The 21801-nt window shown below is 61.4% G+C and carries 22 protein-coding genes; 17 read left to right on the forward strand and 5 right to left on the reverse strand.

The features are described 5' to 3' along the window. The first annotated feature begins 93 nt into the window (after positions 1-93). Together VJ464_19830 and VJ464_19835 are read left to right on the forward strand one after the other, a co-directional pair. On the forward strand, positions 94-1020 hold the full coding sequence (locus VJ464_19830) for a TonB family protein (GenBank protein HKQ07385.1): 927 nt from the start codon (positions 94-96) through the stop codon (positions 1018-1020). 66 nt (positions 1021-1086) lie between these two features. After that, positions 1087-2187: a UDP-N-acetylmuramate dehydrogenase gene (locus VJ464_19835; protein HKQ07386.1), complete on the forward strand. Its 1101-nt coding sequence runs from the start codon at positions 1087-1089 to the stop codon at positions 2185-2187. A gap of 53 nt (positions 2188-2240) precedes the next feature. Here the strand turns inward: VJ464_19835 and bshA are convergent, their stop codons facing one another. Together bshA and bshB1 are read right to left on the reverse strand one after the other, a co-directional pair. After that, on the reverse strand, positions 2241-3407 hold the full coding sequence (bshA, locus tag VJ464_19840; protein ID HKQ07387.1) for an N-acetyl-alpha-D-glucosaminyl L-malate synthase BshA: 1167 nt from the start codon (positions 3405-3407) through the stop codon (positions 2241-2243). A gap of 103 nt (positions 3408-3510) precedes the next feature. Then, positions 3511-4254 (reverse strand): bacillithiol biosynthesis deacetylase BshB1, encoded by a 744-nt coding sequence (gene bshB1 / locus VJ464_19845; protein HKQ07388.1) that lies wholly within the window; start codon positions 4252-4254, stop codon positions 3511-3513. Between the two features lie 147 nt (positions 4255-4401). Here bshB1 and VJ464_19850 point away from each other — a divergent pair, with 147 nt between their 5' ends. From VJ464_19850 to VJ464_19910, 13 genes are all read left to right on the forward strand, one after another. Then, complete coding sequence (locus VJ464_19850; GenBank protein ID HKQ07389.1) at positions 4402-5232, forward strand: hypothetical protein; 831 nt, start codon at positions 4402-4404, stop codon at positions 5230-5232. Beyond that, positions 5204-5680, forward strand: a complete 477-nt coding sequence (locus VJ464_19855) for a hypothetical protein (GenBank protein ID HKQ07390.1) — start codon at positions 5204-5206, stop codon at positions 5678-5680. The genes VJ464_19850 and VJ464_19855 overlap by 29 nt, the downstream gene beginning before the upstream one ends. A gap of 207 nt (positions 5681-5887) precedes the next feature. Further along, entirely contained in the window at positions 5888-6403 is a 516-nt protein-coding gene (locus tag VJ464_19860; GenBank protein HKQ07391.1) for a DUF177 domain-containing protein, read from the forward strand. Between the two features lie 21 nt (positions 6404-6424). Further along, positions 6425-6610, forward strand: a complete 186-nt coding sequence (gene rpmF / locus VJ464_19865; GenBank protein HKQ07392.1) for a 50S ribosomal protein L32 — start codon at positions 6425-6427, stop codon at positions 6608-6610. Positions 6611-6766: 156 nt separating this feature from the next. Continuing rightward, a complete protein-coding gene (gene plsX / locus VJ464_19870; GenBank protein HKQ07393.1) occupies positions 6767-7819 on the forward strand; it encodes a phosphate acyltransferase PlsX in 1053 nt (350 codons plus the stop codon). An 85-nt stretch (positions 7820-7904) separates the two neighbouring features. Next, the gene (fabD, locus tag VJ464_19875; GenBank protein HKQ07394.1) at positions 7905-8837 is read left to right on the forward strand and encodes an ACP S-malonyltransferase; all 933 of its coding nucleotides are present in this window, start codon (positions 7905-7907) and stop codon (positions 8835-8837) included. Between the two features lie 120 nt (positions 8838-8957). Next, the gene (locus VJ464_19880; GenBank protein ID HKQ07395.1) at positions 8958-9200 is read left to right on the forward strand and encodes an acyl carrier protein; all 243 of its coding nucleotides are present in this window, start codon (positions 8958-8960) and stop codon (positions 9198-9200) included. A 27-nt stretch (positions 9201-9227) separates the two neighbouring features. Continuing rightward, complete coding sequence (fabF, locus tag VJ464_19885) at positions 9228-10478, forward strand: beta-ketoacyl-ACP synthase II (protein ID HKQ07396.1); 1251 nt, start codon at positions 9228-9230, stop codon at positions 10476-10478. A 153-nt stretch (positions 10479-10631) separates the two neighbouring features. Continuing rightward, positions 10632-11414, forward strand: coding sequence for an electron transfer flavoprotein subunit beta/FixA family protein (locus VJ464_19890; protein ID HKQ07397.1), 783 nt, complete (start codon positions 10632-10634; stop codon positions 11412-11414). 88 nt (positions 11415-11502) lie between these two features. Further along, the gene (locus VJ464_19895; GenBank protein HKQ07398.1) at positions 11503-12489 is read left to right on the forward strand and encodes an electron transfer flavoprotein subunit alpha/FixB family protein; all 987 of its coding nucleotides are present in this window, start codon (positions 11503-11505) and stop codon (positions 12487-12489) included. Then, complete coding sequence (locus tag VJ464_19900; protein ID HKQ07399.1) at positions 12489-14165, forward strand: electron transfer flavoprotein-ubiquinone oxidoreductase; 1677 nt, start codon at positions 12489-12491, stop codon at positions 14163-14165. The genes VJ464_19895 and VJ464_19900 overlap by 1 nt, the downstream gene beginning before the upstream one ends. A gap of 21 nt (positions 14166-14186) precedes the next feature. After that, positions 14187-15713, forward strand: a complete 1527-nt coding sequence (gene nadB, locus VJ464_19905; protein HKQ07400.1) for an L-aspartate oxidase — start codon at positions 14187-14189, stop codon at positions 15711-15713. 1 nt (position 15714) lies between these two features. Next, complete coding sequence (locus VJ464_19910) at positions 15715-16173, forward strand: hypothetical protein (protein ID HKQ07401.1); 459 nt, start codon at positions 15715-15717, stop codon at positions 16171-16173. Positions 16174-16387: 214 nt separating this feature from the next. On the opposite strand, the gene VJ464_19915 is transcribed toward VJ464_19910, so the two are convergent. Together VJ464_19915 and VJ464_19920 are read right to left on the reverse strand one after the other, a co-directional pair. Further along, positions 16388-16942 carry a CarD family transcriptional regulator gene (locus tag VJ464_19915; GenBank protein HKQ07402.1) on the reverse strand — a complete coding sequence of 185 codons (555 nt, stop codon included), beginning with the start codon at positions 16940-16942 and terminating at the stop codon, positions 16388-16390. A 350-nt stretch (positions 16943-17292) separates the two neighbouring features. Continuing rightward, positions 17293-18807: a trypsin-like peptidase domain-containing protein gene (locus VJ464_19920; protein ID HKQ07403.1), complete on the reverse strand. Its 1515-nt coding sequence runs from the start codon at positions 18805-18807 to the stop codon at positions 17293-17295. Positions 18808-19019: 212 nt separating this feature from the next. On the opposite strand from VJ464_19920, the gene VJ464_19925 reads away from it, so the two are divergent. Together VJ464_19925 and VJ464_19930 are read left to right on the forward strand one after the other, a co-directional pair. After that, positions 19020-20216: an AI-2E family transporter gene (locus VJ464_19925; GenBank protein ID HKQ07404.1), complete on the forward strand. Its 1197-nt coding sequence runs from the start codon at positions 19020-19022 to the stop codon at positions 20214-20216. A gap of 54 nt (positions 20217-20270) precedes the next feature. Next, the gene (locus tag VJ464_19930) at positions 20271-21020 is read left to right on the forward strand and encodes a ParA family protein (GenBank protein ID HKQ07405.1); all 750 of its coding nucleotides are present in this window, start codon (positions 20271-20273) and stop codon (positions 21018-21020) included. Positions 21021-21129: 109 nt separating this feature from the next. Here the strand turns inward: VJ464_19930 and VJ464_19935 are convergent, their stop codons facing one another. After that, complete coding sequence (locus VJ464_19935) at positions 21130-21774, reverse strand: redoxin family protein (protein HKQ07406.1); 645 nt, start codon at positions 21772-21774, stop codon at positions 21130-21132. Positions 21775-21801: the final 27 nt, after the last annotated feature.

The raw sequence follows: 21801 nt of genomic DNA on the forward strand, positions 1-21801 counted from the left end.
TACCTGTTGCCCGCGAGATTGAATTACGCTTGAGCGATTCGAGTTAAACGGTCAACAGAACAAGCCGAGCGCCGCCTTGAATCCTGGAGGTCAATGATGAAACGAAACCTGCTGCCAATGGGGATTGCGATTGCGCTGATCATTGTCGCGCCGTGTATGTCCGTGCCGGCTCGCGCTGCCCAGCAAGATAAGCTGGAGCCTAAGCCGGAGCCGCCGAAGATCATTCGCAAATCGGGTGGCGTCCTTCAAGGCGCGGCCATCAAGCGTGTCGAGCCGGTTTACCCGCCGCTTGCCAAAACGGCGCGCGTCAGCGGCCCGGTCGTCGTTGAAGTCACGGTGGACGAAGAGGGCAAGATTATCACGGCCCACGCCATCTCCGGCCACCCCTTGCTCCAGCCTGCCGCCGAAACCGCGGCGCGCGGCTGGGAGTTCAAGCCGACGCTGCTGCAAGGCACGCCGGTCAAAGTTATCGGCACGATCACCTTCAATTTCCAACTCTACTCGCAAGCGGACATTGACCGGGTGAAACAGCAGATCACCCAAACGCCGAAGGACGCTGAGCTCTATGTCCAGCTTGGCGATATCTATACGGAAATGTGGCGGAACGAGGAAGCGCTCGGCGCTTACCGGCAGGCGCTGGCGCTGGAGCCCAAAGATTTTGACGCCTGGATGGGCATCGGCAACGTCGAGCAACGCCAGGGTCAGTTAGAAGCCGCCATTGAAACGTTTAAACAGGCGGCACAGACTCAGGCTTCTGATAATCCGAAGTACGCCGCCATTGCACTGACTCGCCTTGCCGAAATCTATTATGGGCAGCAACGCTATCACGAGGCCGTTGAAGCTTATAAACAAGCGTCTACCTACGCCACGGATTTCGATTCGGAATACTATAGGCGGCTGGCAAAGGCTTACCTCAAGCTGGGTGACAAACAATCGGCGATGGAGCAATACCGCAAGCTTAAGGAGATGGACTCTCCCTATGCCGAGCCATTGCTAAAGCAGATCAAGAGTCAGCCGTGACCGCTGGACGCTGCCGAGTCGGGCAAGGTAGTCTTGAAGTGAGTTCAACGGGAGTCACAAACACGCTTGCACGACTCAAGCCGCGACCCATTTCTTCAATCGCTCAGAGAGAACGAGCCGCTCGCGCCGCTGACCACGCTCGGTGTCGGCGGCGCGGCGCGCTTCTTTGCCGACTGCTCGTCGGTTGAAACGCTTGCCGCCGGCGTCGCCTGGGCGCGCAATCAGGGATTGCCGGTCTTCGTGCTGGGCGGCGGCAGCAACGTCGTCGTCAGTGACCAGGGATTCGCCGGGCTGGTTCTGCGCGTGGCGATTCGCGGCGTCGAAGCGCGGGTCGCCGGTGAAGAAGCCCTCGTCACGGTCGGGGCGGGCGAGACCTGGGATGACTTCGTCGCTTACACCATTGAGCGCCGCCTCGCGGGCCTCGAATGCCTTTCAGGGATTCCGGGGCGCGTCGGCGCGACCCCGATGCAGAACGTCGGCGCCTATGGGCAAGAGACCAGCGAAACGCTTCATTCAGTCGAAGCCCTCGATTTAGAAACCGCAGAGCTTACCCGCTTCGATAACCGCGAGTGCGAGTTCGGCTACCGCGCCAGCCGTTTCAAAGGGCGCGACCGCGGGCGCTACGTCATCACGCGCGTCAGCTATCGCTTAAAGCCGAATGGCCCGCCCGCCGTGCGCTATGCCGAGTTGCAACGCGATCTGGCCGATCATGGCGCGACCGATCCCACCCTTGCACAAGTCCGCGACGCGGTTATCGCCATTCGCCGCCGCAAAGCGATGGTGATCGATCCTGTGGATAGCGATTCGCGCAGCGTCGGCTCATTCTTCATGAACCCGACGGTGACGGCGGAAGCATTCGAGCGCGTGCACTCAACCGCTGCCCGCTTCCTGCAAAGTGGCGAGGCGATGCCGGCCTTTCCCGCGGCGGATAATCATATGAAGCTATCGGCGGCATGGCTGATCGAGCGCGCCGGCATCCACCGCGGAACTGTCTACGGTAACGTCGGCACTTCGACAAAGCATGCGCTGGCGATCATCAATCGCGGCAACGGCACGGCCCGCGAAGTTTTGGAGTTGTGCCGAATCATTCAGGCGCGCGTCCGCGACACGTTCGCGGTTGAGCTGACGCCGGAGCCAGTCTTCGTAGGAGTGACGAGTGACGAGTGACGAGACATTGTTGCTTCGCATCTTTGCAGGCTTGGATGCGCGCAGCCCTTTTGTCACTGGTCACTGGTCACTATCTCCCGGTACAGCGTTTCGTATTGCGGGATGATCTCGTCGGTCGTAAAGCGCGTCAGGGCGATCTCGCGGCCTCGCGCGCCGAAGCGCCGATGCAGCGCCTCGGCGTTCAACAGAGACAACGCCCCTTCTGCCATGCCATTCACATCGCCGATCTCAAACAGGTAACCGCAGCCGCCGTCTTCGACCACTTCAGGGACGCCGCCGACGCGGGTGGCGATCACCGGGACTTCGCAGGCCATCGCTTCGAGCGCCGACAGGCCGAAGGATTCTGACTGGCTCGGCAGCAAGAACAGGTCGGCGATGGATAGATAGTCGCGAATCTCTGACTGCGGCTGTTTGCCGACGAACTGCACGACATCGCCGACGCCCAATCGCGCCGCAAGCTGCTCGGCGTCGGCGCGCTCCGGCCCATCGCCGCACATCACCAGCCGGACGCCGAATCGGCCACCGGAGCCACTTTCAAGCTCGACCATGCGCGCCACGACTTCGATGCAATCCATGATGCGCTTGATCGGGCGGAAGGTCGAAATATGCAAGATGACGCGCTCGCCTTTGGGTGCGATAGCGCGGCGCAAGGCTTCGTTGGGAGCGCGGCGATAGTAATCCGCATCAATGAAGTTATAGATGACCTCGATGGGCCGGCCGACGCCGAAGGTCTCGCGGGTGGCGTCGCGCAGGTAGTCCGAGATGCATGTGACGGCGTCTGATTGTTCGATGCCAAAGCGCGTGATCGGCAGAAATGACGGGTCGCGCCCGACCAAGGTGATGTCGGTGCCGTGCAGCGTCGTCACGACAGGCACATAGCGTGTGGGGCGCAACATCTCGCGCGCCAGAAACGCGCTGACCGCGTGCGGGATCGCGTAATGCATATGCAGCACGTCGAGTCGCTCGGCCTGAGCAATCTCGAACAGGCGCGAGGCGAGCGCGTCCGTATAAGGTGGGTACTCGAACAGCGGATAGCTCAACATATCCACGGCGTGAAACGTGATGCGCTGCTTTCGCCCGGCCTCCGTGCCCAGGCGCATCGGCGGCGCATAGCTGATGAAGTGAATCTCGTGGCCGCGCTTCGCCAGCTCAAGCCCAAGCTCGGCGCCGACCACGCCGCTGCCGCCATAGGATGGATAACAGGTGATTCCTATTCTCATGAAGTCAGGAGTCAGGAGTCAGGAGTCAGGAGTCAGAATGAGAAGCGCGACAAGTGTACTCATCGCCGCCGGCTTCCTTTCCATTCTGACTCCTGACTTCCTTTCAAGAATACATATTCATCCGCCGCGTCAACAGCTCGACGGGGTCGTGAACGTTGAGCGCTTCTTTGACGACGAAGGCTTCGGCGTCGGTGACGTTAATCAGCGTGCCGAAGAATTTCTGGCGCGCTTCCAGGCGGTGCAGGAACGCTTTTGAGCTTAAAGCGGTTTCCGGCTCCTTGCTGGTCGGGTCGTAAAGCTGCGAGCGGTAGCAAGCCACGGCGCGCTGCTTCTGCTCGGCGTAATCGGTGATGTCAACGACGAAGGTCGGCGCGACGGTGCGCGGGAACATGAAGTGCGCGACCGTTGACGGACGGAAGCGCTCCTGCCCGGCGTCGGCGTCGTACTTCATCAAGCCGGCGACGTGCGCCGCCTCGCGGACGATCTGGCAAGTGTGAACGTGGTCGGGGTGCGGGTCGTCCCAGAAGTGTGTGAAGATGACGCGCGGGCGGTAGAGGCGAATCTTGCGCACCATGCGGGTGCGCGTCTCTTCGTTGAGCCAGATGTGGCTGTCGGGCAGTTCGAGGTTGTCACGCACCGCGAGCTGCAATTCTTTGGCGGCGGCGGCGGCCTCCACGGCGCGTATCTCCCCTGTGCCGCGCGTGCCGGATTCGCCGCGCGCCATATCGAGGATGCCGACCTTGTAGCCGAGCGCGGCGAGCTTTAACAGCGTCCCGCCGCAGGAAAACTCCACATCGTCCGGGTGCGCGCCGATGGCCAGGGCGTCGAGATGGATGGCTTCACTCATTTTTTTGTCCCCTTCAATTACATAGCAACTGGGCGGCGTCAGTTCAAGTGCCGGCGAATCCAGAAGCGAGCGAAGTTAATTCCCCTTGCCATCGTCTGAGATTCAACTAATATTCCTGCGACGGCCTTGAACGACGCGAGGCTTGCGATGAAAGAGTCAGAAGAACCGTCAGATGACCAGACCACACGTGTAGAGATCAAAGGCGACCGCAGCGTTGCCATCGGCGGCAAGGCGCAAGGCGTAACGATCATCACCGGCGACGGCACGATAATCGGTGGCCAACCCACCGCGCCGCCACCGCTGCCGCGCGATAAGATTTCCATCGCCCGCTTGCCCACGAGCGGCCCCGACCTGTTTGGCCGCGGCGCGGAGTTGCAATTGCTCGATGATGCATGGGCGAATCCCAATATCAACATTGTCACGTTCATCGCCTGGGGCGGCGTCGGCAAGACGGCGCTCGTGAACCACTGGCTCAAGCAGCGCATGGCGCGCGACAACTACCGCGGCGCGGAGCGCGTCTACGGCTGGTCGTTCTACAGTCAAGGGACGAGTGAGCGCGCGGCTTCTGCTGACCTGTTCATCGATCAAGCGCTGCGCTGGTTCGGCGACACGGACCCGACGGCAGGCTCGCCGTGGGGCAAAGGGGAGCGGCTGGCGCGCTTCATCAGGCAATCACGCACGCTGTTAATTCTTGATGGGCTTGAACCGCTGCAATACCCGCCGGGGCATTATGAGGGCCGCTTGAAGGACGCGGCGATGCAGGCACTGTTGGTCGAATTAGCAGCGGGGCAACCGGGTCTGTGCGTCATCTCGACGCGCGAGCGGGTCGGCGACTTAGTCGAGTTTGAAAACGGCACGGTTATTCAACACGAGCTTGAGCAGCTATCGCCGCAAGCCGGCGCACAACTCCTACGGGCGCTGCTTACTCGGTCAGGGACAGGCGCAAGAAGTGAAAGAACGCGCTACCCAGACGCTTGAATTGGCAAAGCGAGGTATGGGGTTGATCGCCAGCGCATTAGATAATCTCTCGCTGGGACGCGCCTTCCTGCTCGAAGCGCAACATGCAGGCACAGGCGATACGACGCAGTCTGCGGTGTTTTTGCAACGCGCTGTGGACGGGCTGCGACAAGCAGGGCAGATACAGGAATTGCCGCGCGGACTGCTGGCGCAGGCGGAGTTGCACCGATTCAATGGCGATTACGAGCGGGCTGATCGCGATCTCGCCGAAACTCTGCGCATCGCCATACGCGGCGGCATGGGCTTGCACCTTGCTGATTATCATCTGGAATCGGCACGGCTGCGGCTGGCGCAGGGCGACCGCGACAAGGCCCGCGAACACTTGGCGACTGCCCGCAAGATGGTCGAGCGCATGGGCTACCACCGGCGCGACAACGAAGTCAATCAGCTTGCCGAACAACTCGGTTGAAGAGACCGGACACTTCCTATTCTCTATCCCACTTTCAATGCACGCATTAACCGCGCGGCGTATCGCCGTAAGTTGACAAAGCTGTCACGGCAAATATAATGAATATCTTTTGCGCTGGGCCGATTTTTTGTGTGAAGATACTAGGTGGGTTGGCTTTGCCGGCGGCGCTCGTTAGGCTACCTTGTGACGCCCGCGTTGGCTTTTGCGATGGAAATTCAGGTCGCACAGATCAGCGAAGATGAAGGATTAGACGTCCATCATCTCTACCCCGAAGGCAAGCCGGTTCTGGGCGATGATGCGCGCCTCGTCGGGCAGACAGAAGTGGATTTGCAGGCGATCCGCGCCGCCGAAAAGGTGCGCCTCGTCGGCAGCCTCGCGGCCAATGTGGCCTTTGAATGCGACCGCTGCCTAGCGCCGCTGGCGGCGAAAGTCGAGCAGAGCTTTGACCTGCTCTACCTGCCGCCGCTCGGCGCCGGCGAAGAGCACGAATTGCACGACGACGATCTTTCAATCGCTTTTTATCAGGGCCAGGCCATTGACCTGGACGACCTGGTGCGCGAACAGATCGAGCTGGCGCTGCCGATGGCCCGCCTCTGCGGCGAGGCGTGTCGCGGCCTCTGCGAGCATTGCGGCGCCAACCTCAACGAAGGCCAGTGCGCTTGCGCCGCCAAAGCGATAGACCCGCGCTGGGCGGCGCTCAAAGATTTAACGACAAAACATTGACGAACCATTGAGGAGTAAGTAATGCCGAATCCGAAACGTAAACATTCGAAATCACGCACCGGCAAGCGCCGCGCTCACGATCACCTGATCCCGGCCAATCCGAGCGCCTGCCCGAACTGCGGCGAGCCGCGCCTGCCGCATCGCGTCTGCTCGAAGTGCGGATACTATCGCGGGCGCGTTGCCATCGAGATGAAAGAAGAAGAGTAATGGGATTGCGGATTGCGGATTGCGGATTGCGGATTGTTCTGGGTTGGTTCAGTGCCGCAATTTTTGCAATCTGCAATTCTATAACCGGAATCTCGCTGTCCTTCTCTGAATTCCGCAATCCGCAATCCGCAATCCGCAATCGAGTGTCGGACGCTTATGATCAAGATCGCGGTTGACGCAATGGGCGGCGACTTCGCGCCCACCAGCGAAGTCGAAGGCGCGCTTGAAGCGGCGCGCGATTTTGGCGTCGGCGTCATTCTGGTCGGGCGCACGGACCTGATCCAGGACGAGCTCGACCGCCACCGCCGCAACCGCACGCTCGGCGACAAGCTCTCGTGGCGCAGCTCGCAGGTCGAAATCGCCGAAGCGCCTGAAGTCATCACCATGAATGACCCGGTGGCTCAGGCCGTGCGCCGCAAGAAGAACAGCTCGATCCGCGTCGCCGCCAAGCTGGTTCGCGATGGTGCGGCGCAGGCGCTCGTCAGCGCCGGCAATACGGGGGCGGCGATGATGACCTCGAAGCTGGTCATCGGCGCGCTGGCCAAAGTAGACCGGCCCGCGCTGGCGACGGTGCTGCCGACGCTGACCGGCCAGGGCGCGGTGATCTTAGACGTCGGCGCCAATGCCGATTGCAAGCCGCAGCACCTTTATGATTTCGCGGTGATGGGGGCGCTCTATTCGACAGTCATCGTTGGCGTCCGCAACCCGCGCATCGGCTTGCTGTCAATCGGCGAGGAAGAAGTGAAGGGCAACGATCTGACGAAGGAAGCCTTCAAGCTGCTGCGCGGCTCGTCGTTGAACTTCATCGGCAACGTCGAAGGGCGCGATATGTTCAGCGGCCAGGCCGACGTGATCGTTTGCGACGGCTTCACCGGCAATGTCGCCTTGAAGACCAGCGAAGGCGTCTTCGAATTCATTATGAAACTGCTGCGGCACGAGATGATGGCTTCGATTCAGACCAAGGCCGGGGCGCTGCTGACGCGGCCCGCTTTTCGCCAATTCAAGAAGCGGCTCGACTATGCCGAATACGGCGGCGCGCCGCTGCTCGGCATTAAAGGCGTCACGGTCATCTGTCACGGGCGCTCCAGCCCGAAAGCCATTCGCAACGCCATCCGCGTGGCGCGCGATTACTGTCTCGGTGAAGTGAACCATAAAATCGAGGCGCAGCTCGGCGCGGCCGTCGCGGTGGCGCACGACGGACACCGATAGGAGGAAGGAAGCAGGAAGCAGGAAGCAGGAAGCAGGGAGAAATTGTCGCCTGCCTCCTGCCTCCTGCCTCCTGCCTCCTGCCAGAATGAAAACCGCGTTTGTATTTCCGGGGCAGGGCGCGCAGAAAGTCGGGATGGGCCAGTCGCTCATCGAAGCCTGCGCGGCGGCGAAAGTGGTCTTTGAACAGGCAGACGAGGCGCTCGGCATGCGCTTGTCGAGCCTCTGCTTTGAAGGGCCGGAAGAAGAACTGCGGCTGACCGAGAATACGCAGCCAGCCATCCTGGCGACTTCGATTGCGGCGCTACGCTGCCTGGAAGCGGCGGGCGCGCGAGCAGATTTTGTTGCCGGCCATTCGCTCGGCGAGTACAGCGCTCTGGTGGCGGCAGGCGCTCTGCGATTCGAAGACGCCTTGCGCGTCGTTCGCCAGCGCGGCCAGTTTATGCAAGAGGCGGTGCCGGCGGGCGAAGGCGCGATGGCAGCGCTGCTCGGCGCGGATATTGAAATGGTCGAAGCGGTCTGCCGCGAAGCCAGCGAGCGCGGCGTCTGTTCGCCGGCCAACATCAATTCGCCGACTCAGGTGGTGGTCGCCGGGCATAAGCCGGCGGTCGAATACGCCGTGACGCTGGCGAAACAGCGCGGCGTCCGGCGCGCGGTGATGCTCGCCGTGAGCGCGCCGTTTCATTGCGCGTTGATGCAGCCGGCGGCTGAGCGGTTAGCGGCGGTGCTGGCCGGCACTGCGTTCGCGGATTTGAATGTGCCGTTGATTACCAACGTTGATGCGGCGACGATTACCTCAGGCGAGCAGGCGCGCGCCGCGCTCGTTCGCCAGGTCGCGTCGCCTGTGCGCTGGGGCGAGTCCGTCAAACAGTTGCTCGACGCCGGCGTAACGCGCTTTGTCGAGCTTGGGCCGGGCAAGGTGCTTTCGGGTTTGATTAAACAGATGCAGCCCGAAGCGCAGATTCTCAATGTCGAAGACGCGCCGTCGCTTGAGGCGACCGCCGCGAGTGTGGGATTCTAAATTTTGGATTTTGGATTTTAGATTTTAGATTGAGGGACAGACAGGATCGTTGGATGCTTTGATCTGCGAATCCAAAATCTAAAATCCAAAATCCAAAATTGAAACGGGAGGAGCTAGGAAATGGCAGAAGGTACGGTTGAGGAGAGGGTAAAGCAGATTATTGTTGACGAGCTGGGCGTTGACGAAGGCGAAGTAACGGCGAACGCGCGCTTCATTGATGACCTCGGCGCTGATTCGCTCGATACGGTCGAGCTGGTCATGCGTTTCGAGGAAGAGTTCGGCATCGAGATTCCCGACGAGGACGCCGAAAAGATTCAGAGCGTGCGCGATGCCGTCGATTACATCGAGAAGCACTCGAAGTAGAGTGCGTTTCTCGGGGAGGATTCTCACTTGAATCGTCGTGTAGTAGTGACCGGCATCGGCCTTGTCTGCGGTTCGGGCCGCACCAAAGAAGAAGTGTGGTCGAACCTGCTTGCAGGCCGAAGCTCCATCGGCTCGATCAGCCGCTTTGACGCTTCCGCCTTTCCTGTGCGCATCGCCAGCGAGGTGCAGGGCTTTGACCCGCTCAAGTTCATCGAGAAGAAAGAAGTCAAGAAGATGGACTTGTTCATCCACTACGCGGTGGCGGCGGCGCAAGAGGCGATGGACGATTCCGGTCTACGCCTCGACGCCGAAAATGCCACGCGCGTCGGCACCTACATCGGTTCGGGCATCGGCGGCTTCGGGGTCATCGAGCGCGAGCACGAGAAGTACTTGAAAGGTGGGCCGGGCAAGATTTCGCCGTTCTTCATTCCGGCGGCGATTGTCAACCTGGCGTCCGGCCACGTGTCGATTCGCTTCGGCGCCAAGGGGCCGAACTCGGCGACCTGCACGGCCTGCTCTACGGGAGCGCATGCGGTCGGCGACAGCTTTAAGATCATCCAGCGCGGCGATGCCGATGCGATGATCTGCGGCGGCGCCGAGGCCGCGATCACGCCGATGGGCGTCGGCGGCTTTGCGGCGATGCGAGCCCTGTCGACGCGCAATGACGACCCGGCGCGGGCGAGCCGCCCGTTTGATGCTGACCGCGACGGCTTCGTCATCGGCGAAGGCGCCGGCATCCTGGTGTTGGAAGAACTGGAGGCCGCCCGCCGGCGCGGCGCTAAGATTTATGCGGAAGTCGTCGGCTACGGCATGACCAGCGACGCCTTTCACATCACCCAGCCGTCGGAAGACGCCGACGGCGCGGTGCGTGTGATGACGATGGCGCTCGGTGATGCCGGGGTCGAGCCGCATCAGGTGGATTACATCAACGCGCACGGCACCTCGACCTACTACAACGACAAGCTGGAGACGATGGCCATCAAGCGCGTCTTCGGCGACTCGGCCGCTTCGATCCCGGTCAGCTCGACGAAATCGATGATGGGGCATTTGCTCGGCGCGGCGGGTGGCGTCGAAGCGGGCCTGATCGCCCTGGCGCTGCGCGACCAGGTGATTCCGCCGACCGCCAACTACGAGAAGCCCGACCCGGAATGTGATCTCGACTATGTGCCGAACGCGGCACGTCGCGTCGAGATGAGTCACGCGCTATCGAACTCGTTCGGCTTCGGCGGCACCAACGCCGCTTTGCTGTTAAAGCGCTACGACGAGGGCGAGCCATAAAGGCAAGCAATCACGGATGGGGCAGGGCATCGCCGCCCGCCCCATCGCGCTTATGGCGCGACACTGGCCCACGAATCATCATCTATCCAGACCACCTGGCCGCGCGGCGACCGGCAATCAGCGCGCGCTTGAGCGAATGATTAAGGATTCATTATGAACATCGTCGTTTGCCTGAAGCAGGTTCCCAAGAAGGACTCGATCCTGAGAATCGCGTCCGACCAGAAGTGGATTGACGAGCGCGACCTGAGCTACGAAATGAGCGAGGCCGACGCCTACGCGCTTGAAGAGGCGCTGCGCCAGAAAGAGAAGCACGGCGGCGAAGTCATCGTGCTGTCGCTCGGCCCCGAGCGCGTCAAGCAATCGATCAAGGAAGCGCTGGCCAAAGGCGCCGACCGCGCCATTCACCTGAATGATCCGATCTTCGAGCAGGCCACCGACGCGCCGGCCATTGCCCGCGCCCTGGCCGCCGCGCTCAAAGATGAAAAGTTCGATCTGATCTTCACAGGCTTGCAGTCGGACGATTATGGCTTTGCACAGGTCGGCTTGATCGTCGCCGAGTTGCTGGGGGTGTCGAGCGCCACCATCGTCATGGAAGTGCAGCCCGAAGGCCAGGAGGTGCGCGTCAAGCGCGAGCTGGAATCGGGGTGGTTTCAGTGGGTGAAAGTCCCGATGCCGGCGCTGCTGACGATTCAGTCGGGCATCAATCAACTGCGCTACGCGACGCTCAAAGGCATCATGGCGGCCAAGAAAAAAGAGATTCGCGACGTCAAAGCCGCCGACCTCGGGCTGGCGGCGGAAGACCTGAAACCGCTGCAAGCCATCGAGCGCGCCTACCTGCCGCAGAAGTCAAAGCAGACCGAGATGATCGAAGGCAAACCCGCCGAAGTCGCTGCCAAGCTGATCGAGAAACTGCGCTTCGACGCAAGAGTCTTTTAGAAGTGACAAGTGACGAGTGACAAGTGACAAGAGGGCTGCTGCTTTTCTTGTCACTTGTCACTCGTCACTTGTCACCTTCGGAGGAATTATGAGCGAAGGAATACTATTTTTTATTGAGCAGCGTGACGGCGCGCTCAACCGCACTTCGTTTGAAGCCCTGGTGGCGGCGCAGCAGATTGCCGCCGCGACTGGCGATAAGATCAGCGCCGTCGTCCTCGGCAAAGGTGTTGGTGGTGTCGCCGCCGAAGTCGCCGGCAAGCAGCTTGAAGTCATCTATACGGTCGAAGACGACAGGCTCGCCGAGTACACGCCCGACGGTTACGTCGGCGCGTTGAAGCAGGTGGTCGAGCGGCTCGATCCGCGTTACGTCATCTTCAGCCACACCTACCGCGTGCGCGACTTCGCGCCGCGCCTGGCGGCGGCGCTCGGCAAGGCGTTCGTCACCGACTGCATCGGCTGTCGCGTGGATGGCGGCGACGTGGTCTTCACGCGGCAAATCTTTCAAGGCAAGATCGCCACTGACGTGCGCGCCAGCGCCGCGCCGCCGATACTGGCATCATTTCAGGCGGGCGCTTATCGCGCCGACAAAGCCGAAGCGGGCACGGCTGAAGTCAAGCCGCTCGAAGTCAACTTGAGCGACGTGGTGATTCGCTCGAAGCCGGAAGAGAAATTCCAGGAAGCGAAGCAGGCGGTTGACCTGACGCAAGCGCCGCTGATTGTCTCTGTCGGTCGCGGCATCAAGAGCCAGGAAAATATCGCCATCGTTCAAGAGCTGGCGACAGCGCTCGGCGCCGAGATTGCCGCGTCGCGCCCCATCTGCGACAACGAATGGCTGCCGATGGATCGGCAGATCGGCAGCAGCGGGCAGACGGTTGCGCCCAAGCTCTATCTCGCCGTCGGCATCTCCGGAGCGATTCAGCACGTCGTCGGCATGAAGAACTCGCAGACGATTGTGGCGATCAACAAAGACCCGGAAGCGCCGATCTTTGACATTGCCGACTATGGCGTCGTCGGTGATTTGTTCGAGATCGTCCCGGCGCTCACCGCCGAAGTCAAGAAAGCCAAAGGCGAGTAATGGCAATCGAAAGAGACACGCTCGAAATGGATGTCCTGCTCGTCGGAGCGGGGCCGGCGAATCTGAGTTGTGCGCTGCATCTGACCAACCTGATCAATACGCACAACGAAGGCGAGAAGGCGGCGGGCCGCAAGCCGCTCGACGAGATCAACATCGCCGTCATCGAGAAAGCCGCCGAGATCGGCTCGCACCAGCTATCGGGCGCAGTGCTCGACCCCATCAGTTTGCGTGAGTTGATTCCCGATTTCGAGAAGCACGGGCAGGCGCCGCTCGAAGCGCCGGTGGGCGAAGAGCATGTCTACTATCTCACCCGGCGCGGCAAGCTCGAATTGCCTGTGCTGCCGCCGCCGCTCCGCAATCATGGCAACTATGTCGTCTCGCTCAACAAGCTGATTCGCTGGCTCGGCGACAAGTGCGAAGCTGCCGGCGTCAACATCTTCCCGGAGTTCCCCGGCGCCGAGATGCTTTATGACGGCGAACGGGTCACGGGCGTCCGCACCGGCGACAAGGGCGTTGACAAAAACGGCAGCGCCAAGCCGAACTTTGAGCCCGGCGTTGACATCGTTGCGAAAGTCACTGTGCTGGGCGAAGGCGTGCGCGGCTCGCTCACCAAGCAGCTCATCAGCCGCTTGAAGCTCGATGACGTGAGCGACCCGCAGGTCTTTTCCGTCGGCATCAAAGAGCTATGGGAGATGCCGGACAATCGTTTTCCCGCGGGCTCGGTGATTCACACCCTGGGCTGGCCGTTAGATTCGCACACTTTCGGCGGCTCGTGGATTTATGGGATGCGCGACCGCATCATCAACATCGGCCTGGCCATCGGCTTGGATTACCGCGACCCGCGACTCGACCCGCACCACGAGTTTCAAAAGTTCAAGACTCACCCGTTCATCGCCGACCTGCTCAAAGGCGGCAAGCTGATCCGCTATGGCGCGAAGGCCATGCCGGTCGGCGGCTGGTACACGATCCCGCAACTGGCCGCCGACGGCGTCATGATCGTTGGCGATTCCGGCTCGTTGCTGAACGGCGAACGCTTGAAGGGCATCCACACAGCGATTCGCAGCGGCATGATCGCAGCCGAGACGATTCTCGAAGCGCTCATTGCTGATGATTATTCTCGCAATGTGCTTGGCCGCTACGAGACGCGCTTGAAAGAGAGCCACGTCGGCCGCGAGCTTTACAAGGCCCGCAACTTCCATCAGGCATTTGATCGCGGGCGCAACATCGGCCTGGTGACCGCGGGCATTTCGACGCTGACCGGCGGGCGCTTGCCGGGCCGCTTGAAGATCAAGGCCGGCCATCAGCACATGGAGAAGCGCGAAGGCTTCAAGGGTGACCGCTACGACGGCTTGAAGTACGACGACAAGCTGACGTTCGCCAAGCTCACGGACGTTTACTATTCCAGCACCCACCACGACGAAGATCAGCCGGCGCACCTGAAGGTCGTAGACTTCAACATCTGCGTCGAACGCTGCACGGCCGAATACGGCAACCCGTGCCAGAACTTCTGCCCGGCCAGCGTCTATGAGATGGTCGAGGACAAAGGCGCGCGGCGCTTGCAGATCAACTTTTCAAACTGCGTCCACTGCAAAACCTGCGACATCATGGACCCGTACCAGATCATCAACTGGGTGACGCCCGAAGGCGGCGGCGGGCCGAACTACCGCAATATGTAAACGGCGCGCAACTGATGGGCTATGACCGAAGAGACTGATTTCATCGTCGTCGGCAGCGGCATCGCCGGGCTTCGGGCGGCGGTCGCGCTCGCCCGCTTCGGGCATGTGGCGGTGCTCACAAAAGATCAGATTACCGAATCGAATACCGAATACGCGCAAGGCGGCGTGGCCGTCGTCTTGAGCGATGACGACGCCATCGAGCTGCATTATCAGGACACGCTCGATGCGGGCGCGGGACTCTGCGATGCCGAGGCCGTGCATATCCTCGTCGAGCAGGGGCCGCATTACATCACCGAGTTGATCGAGCATGGCGCCGAGTTCGACCGCGAAGATGGCCAGCTCTCTTTCACACGCGAGGCGGCGCATTCGCGCTCGCGCATTCTGCACGCGCGCGGCGATGCGACGGGCCGCGAGATCGTTCGCGCCCTGGTCGCCTGGTCGAAGAAGTTTTCAAACATCGAATACCTGCCGCATGCTTGCACGCAATCGCTCGTCGTCAAGGACGGTCGTTGCGTTGGCGTCACCTTTGTCGAGCCGGCGACCAACCTGATCCGCGCCCTCTATGCGCGGGCCGTCGTTCTGGCTACGGGCGGCGCCGGGCAGTTGTATCTGCACACGACGAACCCGGATGTCGCGACCGGCGATGGCATGGCGATGGCGTATCGCGCCGGCGCGGTGATGGCCGACATGGAATTTATTCAGTTCCACCCGACGGCGCTTTGCGTGCCGAACGCGCCGCGCTTTCTGATCTCGGAAGCCTTGCGCGGCGAAGGCGGCCATCTGATCAACCTCGATGGCGAACGCTTCATGCCGAGTTACGATCCGCGGGCAGAACTGGCGCCGCGCGACGTGGTCAGCCGCGGCATTCACTTCGAGATGGCGCGCACCAACGCGCCGCATGTCTGGCTCGATATGCGCCACCTCGACCGCGAGTTCGTGCGCGGGCGCTTCCCGAAGATTTACCACACTTGCTTGATGTACAACATAGACATCACGCGCGACCTGATCCCCGTGAGCCCGGCGGCGCACTACACGATGGGCGGCGTGCGCACGGACACGTTTGGGCGAACTTCGATTGCCGGGCTGTACGCCGCCGGCGAAGTCACCTGCACAGGCGTCCACGGCGCGAATCGATTGGCGTCGAATTCATTGCTCGAAGGATTGGTCTTCGGGGCACGTGCCGGCGAAGCGGCGGCTGGTGAAGCGGCGGCTGCCATCGAATCCGCCGAGCCGCGCGATTGGGACATCGGCGAGAAGGCCGACTGGCGCATTGACGACCCGACGCGTGCCGAAGTCAAGCGGGTACTGTGGGACAAGGTCGGCATCGTGCGCAATGAGCAGACGCTTAAAGACGCGATTGCCGAATTGGAAGCCATTGCGGCGCGCCCGCTCAATACGCGCTCGTGGAACTTTGTGACGCTGGCGCGTCTGGTCGCCGAGGCGGCGCTCTCGCGGCACGAGTCACGCGGCGCGCACTATCGCAGCGACTACCCAGAGCGGGATGACGCGAACTTTCAGCATCACACCCTACAGCAACGGGAGGTATAAAATGACTAGCGAATCCAAAGCGACTTACGAAGATGCTAATCTTATTCTCAGGCTCTACGAGCTGCGCCGCGAACCCAAGATGCGCGAGGCCCGCCAGTGGTTCGCCTCCGAGTTCCGCCCGCAGACTTTCGACGACGTGAAGGCTGTGCTAATGCCCGACCATCCGAACAACACGGCCTTCCGAATGGTGATCTCCTACTGGGATATGGCGGCGTCGTTCGCGGTGCGCGGGCCGCTCGACGCCGGCCTGCTGCTGGAATCGGCGGGCGAATTGATCGGCGTCTGGACGCTCCTCGAGCCGTTCATCGCTGATCTCCGCGAGTTGGTCCAACTGCCCGAATTCCTGCGCAACCTCGAAGAAGTGATTCAACAAGTCGAGTGGGCGCCGCGCCGCGTCGAGTGGATCAAGGCGCGACTCGCCGCCCGTCCAGCGAGCGGCGAGTCGCCGCAAAGCCGCTAGTTTGATTCAGCCCACACGACACCTCGGCGGGCGAAGACTTATCTTCGCCCGCTTACATATACCAGCCTTCACGCGAAACCAGCCGGTGACCGTGGGTCGTGGCTTATGGCACACCACACCCAGGGCGACCGAGGCTTCGCTGGCAAGCAGTGGGCTTAAATTGTCGTTCGAAGAGGATCGAAGCGGGCCGGGCTTCAATCCTAAATGAAACGCTTCAGTGAGCCGTCACGGCGCTCGATGGCTTAAACGTCTTGGCCACCGGCACGGTGCGCGTGTGCTTCGAGCACGACTTCCGCAGCGCTTCGTCCACCATCGGCTCGACCAGGCATTCCGTCTTGCGACAGACCGTTGCCAACTCCGAGACCACGAGATAGCGGGCGCGTTCCAGCATGCGCTTCTCGCGGAACGAGAGCGGCTTGCTGAGGGAGAGATACGTGAGCGTCTTTAAGACTTCAGCGACGTTGAAGATGTCGCCGGTCTTCATCCGTTCAAGGAATTCCTTATAGCGATCTTTCCAATCCACCGGCGGGCTGACGAAATCGGCTGAAAGGGCCTTCAGTAATTTGTCGCACTGGTGGTTATCGATGGGAGAGCGGAGACCGATTTCAACCGCGTTGGCAATCGGCACCATGACGGTGGATTCGGTTGCCTTGAGGCGCAGAAGATAGAAGCTGCTTTGATTTCCTGCAATCTCAGCGGTGGTGATCTTTTCGATGACGCCGATACCGTGGTTGGGGTAAACAACCTTCTCGCCTATTTTGAAGCTCACAGAGACCTCCTTGTGACCTTTTGAGCGGAATTTTCCCTGAGCAGTAACACTTCAGCGGTGACGTGCTCTCGAACATAAGAGTTGCTCTTAATTGACCAACAAGCCGCGAACGGACTCATTAATCGAGGGGTGTGCTTGATACGTCGAGCAATGGCGGTTTTTGAACCTCCGAACTTGCTCTTCACCTAAATGCTGTGTTCGCAACACGGAGTGTACAATAGGCGGATTTCCAGGGTCAAGCAGAATGGAACGGCGGCAGGCCGCAAGTGACGAGTAACAAGAAAGACGCAACAAATCAGAAGCTTGGTAATCTAAACCGCATTACTTGTTACTCGTCACAGTCAGTCATCTCAGGGCATGGTCAACGAAACGATCCAGGCGCGGCGAATGGCTTCCGACTGCGGGCGGTGCAGCACCTTGATGACCACATCGTCGCCACTGTGCAGCTCGCGGATAATGCGCTGGAAATCATCCGCCGAGGTGACCGGACGATTGTTGATTTCGACAATCAAGTCATCCTGCGCGAGGCCGTTCTCGTCGGCGACGCTGCCCGGATCAACGCTCATCACAAACGCGCCGTGCGTGCCTTCGAGGCCGGCCTGCCGGGCAATCTCCGGGGTCAACGTCCGCACATTGATGCCGAGCGTCGGCTTCGGCTTCGCCCGCTCGGGGCGGCCGTTTTTATCCTGCGGGCCGCGCGGGTTGCGCGGGTCGGTCGGCAGCAAACGCATCTCCTGGCGGTCGCCACTCTTCTCCTGGCGTTCTTCAAGCGTGACCGCGGCGTTGCGGATTTCGCCGGCGCGAATGTAAGTAATGTTCGCCACGCTGCCCACAGGCAAGGCGGCGATCTTGCGGATCAGCTCGCGGATGCTTTTGACCTTTTGATTATTGATGCTGGTGATGACGTCGCCGCTGCGCATGCCGGCGCGCAGGGCCGGGCTCGCTTCGCCGAGCGTGTCTTTGATGACGACGCCCTGGCTTTCGGCGAGCCTGTTGACGCGGACGATTTGCGGCGTCAGCTCTTGTAGCTCGACGCCCAGGTAACCGCGCCGCACCCGACCGCTGGCGATCAACTGGGTGTAGGTGTCCGCGGCGGTCGAAGCCGGCAGCGCGAAGCCGATGCCGCTATAAGCGCCGGTGCTGGTCGCGATCTGCGTGTTGATGCCGATGACTTCGCCGGCAAGATTGACCAGCGGGCCGCCGCTGTTGCCGGGGTTGATGGCGGCGTCGGTCTGTAGAAATTTCTGGAAGGGGGTCGAGCCCTGCTCGGTGTCGCGATCTTTGGCGCTGATGATGCCGGCGGTGACCGTCTGCTCAAGTCCGAAGGGCGAGCCGATGGCCAGCACCCAGTCGCCGACCGCCAGCTTGTCGGAATCGCCGAGGCGGGCTGCCGGCAGCGTCCGCTTCACATCGATCTTGATGACCGCCAGGTCGGTTTGCTGGTCAACCCCGATCACTTTGGCCTCGCTTTCGCTGCCGTCGCTCAGCTTGATGCGCAGGCGCGTCGCGCCGTTGACGACGTGGGCGTTGGTCAGAATGTAGCCGTCGGGATTGACGATGACGCCTGAGCCGGTGCCCTCGAGCTGGTAGCCATTGCTCATCTTGATGTTGACGACGCAGGGCTCGACTTCCTGAGCGACGCGGGCGAAAGACGCGGATAGCGCGTCCATCGCCGCCCTCGGGTTGCCGGGCGACAGGTGGCTGTCGGTGCCGCGCGCCAGGCTGGCGCCGCGCAGCACCGCGCCGACGGCGATGCCGACCGACAGGCACAGCAGCGCGACCAACACCATCACCACGCGCCGGTGATGTGCCGGCGTGATCGTCTCCGTCGAAGTCTGCTCTTCAGCTTGCCTTGGTTCCTTCATGGTACTCCCTTACAACCACGATTGAGGATGGTTCTGTTTGCCTCGGGCGCCTTGAATGGCCGGGATCACTGATCCGCTAGGGATTATATCAAACAATCAGAAAGCGTTTCTAGCGCCTGCCGGCGCGGCCTGGACGGCCCGACTTGGCGGCATCGGGCGATATGTTATACTGACCGCAGAAGCGCGTCGCCTCGTCACTGTAGGAGGAGAGTTTGGAAGAGAAAGCGCTCGAACAGTCCGTCATGGTTCGCGTCTGGACGCGAGTTATTGCGCGCGTCTTTCTAACGCTCGCGGCGGTGATCGGCGGGCTCTGGCTGCTTTATCAGCTCAGCACCGTCCTGCTGCTGTTAATCATCGCCATCTTCTTCTGTTACCTGATTGCCCCGCTGGTGCGCCTCGCCGAGCAGCCGGTTTACTTCGGCAAGCGCGAGCTGAAGCTGCCGCGCAGCCTGGCCATTCTCCTGGTCTATCTGGTCATCGGCCTGTTCCTGGCGCTGGCGATTCAATTGCTATCGCCGCTGGTCAGCGATCAGGTCGAGTTGCTCAAGTCGCAGTGGCCGGCGTATCAGAAGTCCGCCACCAGCACCTTCAACGACGTCACCATCTGGCTGCGCCACCTGCGGCTGCCACAGCAATGGCGCGACGACTTGCAGACGCGCACCGGCCACCTGCTTGAATCGGTCGGCACCTGGCTCGGCGACGTTCTGCTTGCCTCTGTAAGCTATGTCACTTATCTGTTATGGCTGGTGCTGGTGCCCATCTTTGCTTTCTTCCTGCTGAAAGACGCCGCGCGCATCGAGCAGGGGCTGGTCGCGCTGCTGCCGAACGAGCGGCTACGCAAGCGCATGCACTGGCTCTTGCTGGATGTCAGCCGGACGTTGGCGGCCTACATCCGCGCGCAGATCACCGCCTGCGTCGAGATCGCCGTGCTGGTGACCATCGGGTTATCGGTGATCGGCTCGCCCATTGCCATCGTCCTGGGCCTGATCTCCGGGCTGCTAGAGTTCCTGCCGATGATCGGGCCGCTGGTCTTCGCCGTCATCGCCTTCGTCCTGACGATCACCGTGTCGTTCAAGAAAGCTCTGCTGGTTCTCGGCTTCCTGGCGGTGCTGCGCATCACCCAGGATTACATCATCTATCCGCGCATCGTCGGCCACGGCATCGAGATGCACCCGCTTGTCATCATCGTAGCGATCCTGGCGGGCGCCGAGCTTGGCGGGCTGGTGGGCGTCTTCCTATCGATCCCCTTCCTCGGCTTGATGATCGTCGTTTACAACCACTTCGTCGCTTACAAGAACTTGCAGGGACAGGCCGGCCCGGTTCATCCCGAACAATTCGAGCGCGAGTTGCAGCGCGACCCGGCGCCCGACCTGCCGCCGGCGCCAGTCGCCACGGCGCTGGAAAAGTAATCTTTATCGCAATGGCCGCCCACCCGCCTCGGCGGTCATAATGAGGCAAATCAGATGAGCAAGCGCATCGCCATTGCCGCGTCGAAAGGCGGCACCGGAAAAACGACAACGACATGGAATCTCGGCTTCGGCCTGAGCCTGGCCGGCGCGCGCGTCTTACTGATCGATTGCGACCCGCAAGACAATCTGCGCTTCATTGCTGAAGTCGAGGAGTCGCGGCAGACGCTGGCCGCGGCGATTGATGGCGGCAAAGTCGAGCCGATTGCGGTGCGCGAAACCGTTTCGCTCATCCCCAGCGGCGGGCGCCGGCTATCGCAGGTGGCAACGGACGCCGAGAACTTTCGCGACCTTGCCGCGCCGCTCAAGCGGGTGCTCGGGGCGCTCGACGACGCGTATGATTTCATCCTCTTCGACTGCCCGCCGGAGTTCGGGCGCATGACCTCTGTGGCGCTGTCGCAGGCGGATTATCTGCTGATCCCCTGCATGGCGACGTGGCTCGGCCTGCGCTCGATTGAGCAGATGGTCGAGTTCATCGACACGCACGCCCGCGACGCGCACATCGCTGGCGACCGCACGGGTATCGTGCTGACCTTCTACACGACGCGCAAGGCGGGGCCGGAGATGGTGCGCCAGGACGCGAAAAAATTCTTTAAGAGCCGCCTGCTCAAGACGCTGATCCGCGAGCGCGCCGAGATCGATTACTCGCAGGAAGCGCACAAGTCTGTCTTTGAATATGCGTCGGGCAGCGATGCCGCCGAAGACTACGGCGCGCTGGTCAAGGAAGTGATCAAGCGGTTGGGCTAACCCGACTTGTGAGTGAAGCCTGAATAGACTAACCGCAGAGGTCGCAGAGGGGCGCAGAGGCTGAATCAATCCTCTGCGCCCCTCTGCGACCTCTGCGGTTAAGGATGCTCTATTTTGCTGCCAGATGATTTTCGATAAACGCTTCGGCCTCGGATTCGACGATCTCGCCTGAAACCGTCCAGACGCGGCGCGCAAGCACGGGGCTCGCCGCCGCCCTTTCAATGTCGCGCGAATCAATCAGCACATAAAACGGCGTGCCCCACTTGCGCCGATCATCCGCCTGTCGGCGGTACTTGTAATGCTGCGAATCTTTGCGCTGGCCCTGGCGGCTGGTTTCGACAACCACCGGATAATCGATGCCGATGCGGTTAATGTGAATACTGATCTCGCCCGGGTCGGAGTATTCCATCACGACGACCACGCCCAGGCCGCGCTGATGGTACTTATCATAAAGCCGCTTCAAGATGTGCCCGTTACGGTTGCTGTTGGGGCACCAGCCGGCGACGTAGGCAACGATGACCAGCGGCTTGTCCTGCGCATACTCGCGCAAGTTGAAGGCGCGCCCGTCGGTCGTCTTCAGTGTAAAGTCCGCTACCTCCAGCTTGCGCTCGACAATCGGAGCGGGCTCCGGATCATTGCTGAACGTCGCGCCGGACGACGGCGCCGATTGCAGGCAGAGCAGGGCAGCGGCGATAAGCACGGCCCGGCAGGCGAGCCGGCGGAGCCTGTGAGAATGAACCTTTCTTGCGCGCATCAACCAACCTCCCCTGTGCGGTACCAC

The organism is Blastocatellia bacterium (genome assembly GCA_035275065.1).
Classification (GTDB): domain Bacteria; phylum Acidobacteriota; class Blastocatellia; order UBA7656; family UBA7656; genus DATENM01.

What these genes read in the sequence shown, in the direction of transcription:
- VJ464_19935 (HKQ07406.1), bottom strand. Translation starts at nt 21,774, where the DNA reads ATGCGCGCAAGAAAGGTTCATTCTCACAGGCTCCGCCGGCTCGCCTGC.
- VJ464_19900 (HKQ07399.1), top strand. Translation starts at nt 12,489, where the DNA reads ATGGCAATCGAAAGAGACACGCTCGAAATGGATGTCCTGCTCGTCGGA.
- VJ464_19880 (HKQ07395.1), top strand. Translation starts at nt 8,958, where the DNA reads ATGGCAGAAGGTACGGTTGAGGAGAGGGTAAAGCAGATTATTGTTGAC.
- fabD (HKQ07394.1), top strand. Translation starts at nt 7,905, where the DNA reads ATGAAAACCGCGTTTGTATTTCCGGGGCAGGGCGCGCAGAAAGTCGGG.
- VJ464_19830 (HKQ07385.1), top strand. Translation starts at nt 94, where the DNA reads ATGATGAAACGAAACCTGCTGCCAATGGGGATTGCGATTGCGCTGATC.
- plsX (HKQ07393.1), top strand. Translation starts at nt 6,767, where the DNA reads ATGATCAAGATCGCGGTTGACGCAATGGGCGGCGACTTCGCGCCCACC.
- bshB1 (HKQ07388.1), bottom strand. Translation starts at nt 4,254, where the DNA reads ATGAGTGAAGCCATCCATCTCGACGCCCTGGCCATCGGCGCGCACCCG.
- VJ464_19930 (HKQ07405.1), top strand. Translation starts at nt 20,271, where the DNA reads ATGAGCAAGCGCATCGCCATTGCCGCGTCGAAAGGCGGCACCGGAAAA.
- VJ464_19850 (HKQ07389.1), top strand. Translation starts at nt 4,402, where the DNA reads ATGAAAGAGTCAGAAGAACCGTCAGATGACCAGACCACACGTGTAGAG.
- VJ464_19890 (HKQ07397.1), top strand. Translation starts at nt 10,632, where the DNA reads ATGAACATCGTCGTTTGCCTGAAGCAGGTTCCCAAGAAGGACTCGATC.
- bshA (HKQ07387.1), bottom strand. Translation starts at nt 3,407, where the DNA reads ATGAGAATAGGAATCACCTGTTATCCATCCTATGGCGGCAGCGGCGTG.
- VJ464_19860 (HKQ07391.1), top strand. Translation starts at nt 5,888, where the DNA reads ATGGAAATTCAGGTCGCACAGATCAGCGAAGATGAAGGATTAGACGTC.
- VJ464_19920 (HKQ07403.1), bottom strand. Translation starts at nt 18,807, where the DNA reads ATGAAGGAACCAAGGCAAGCTGAAGAGCAGACTTCGACGGAGACGATC.
- nadB (HKQ07400.1), top strand. Translation starts at nt 14,187, where the DNA reads ATGACCGAAGAGACTGATTTCATCGTCGTCGGCAGCGGCATCGCCGGG.
- rpmF (HKQ07392.1), top strand. Translation starts at nt 6,425, where the DNA reads ATGCCGAATCCGAAACGTAAACATTCGAAATCACGCACCGGCAAGCGC.
- VJ464_19895 (HKQ07398.1), top strand. Translation starts at nt 11,503, where the DNA reads ATGAGCGAAGGAATACTATTTTTTATTGAGCAGCGTGACGGCGCGCTC.
- VJ464_19910 (HKQ07401.1), top strand. Translation starts at nt 15,715, where the DNA reads ATGACTAGCGAATCCAAAGCGACTTACGAAGATGCTAATCTTATTCTC.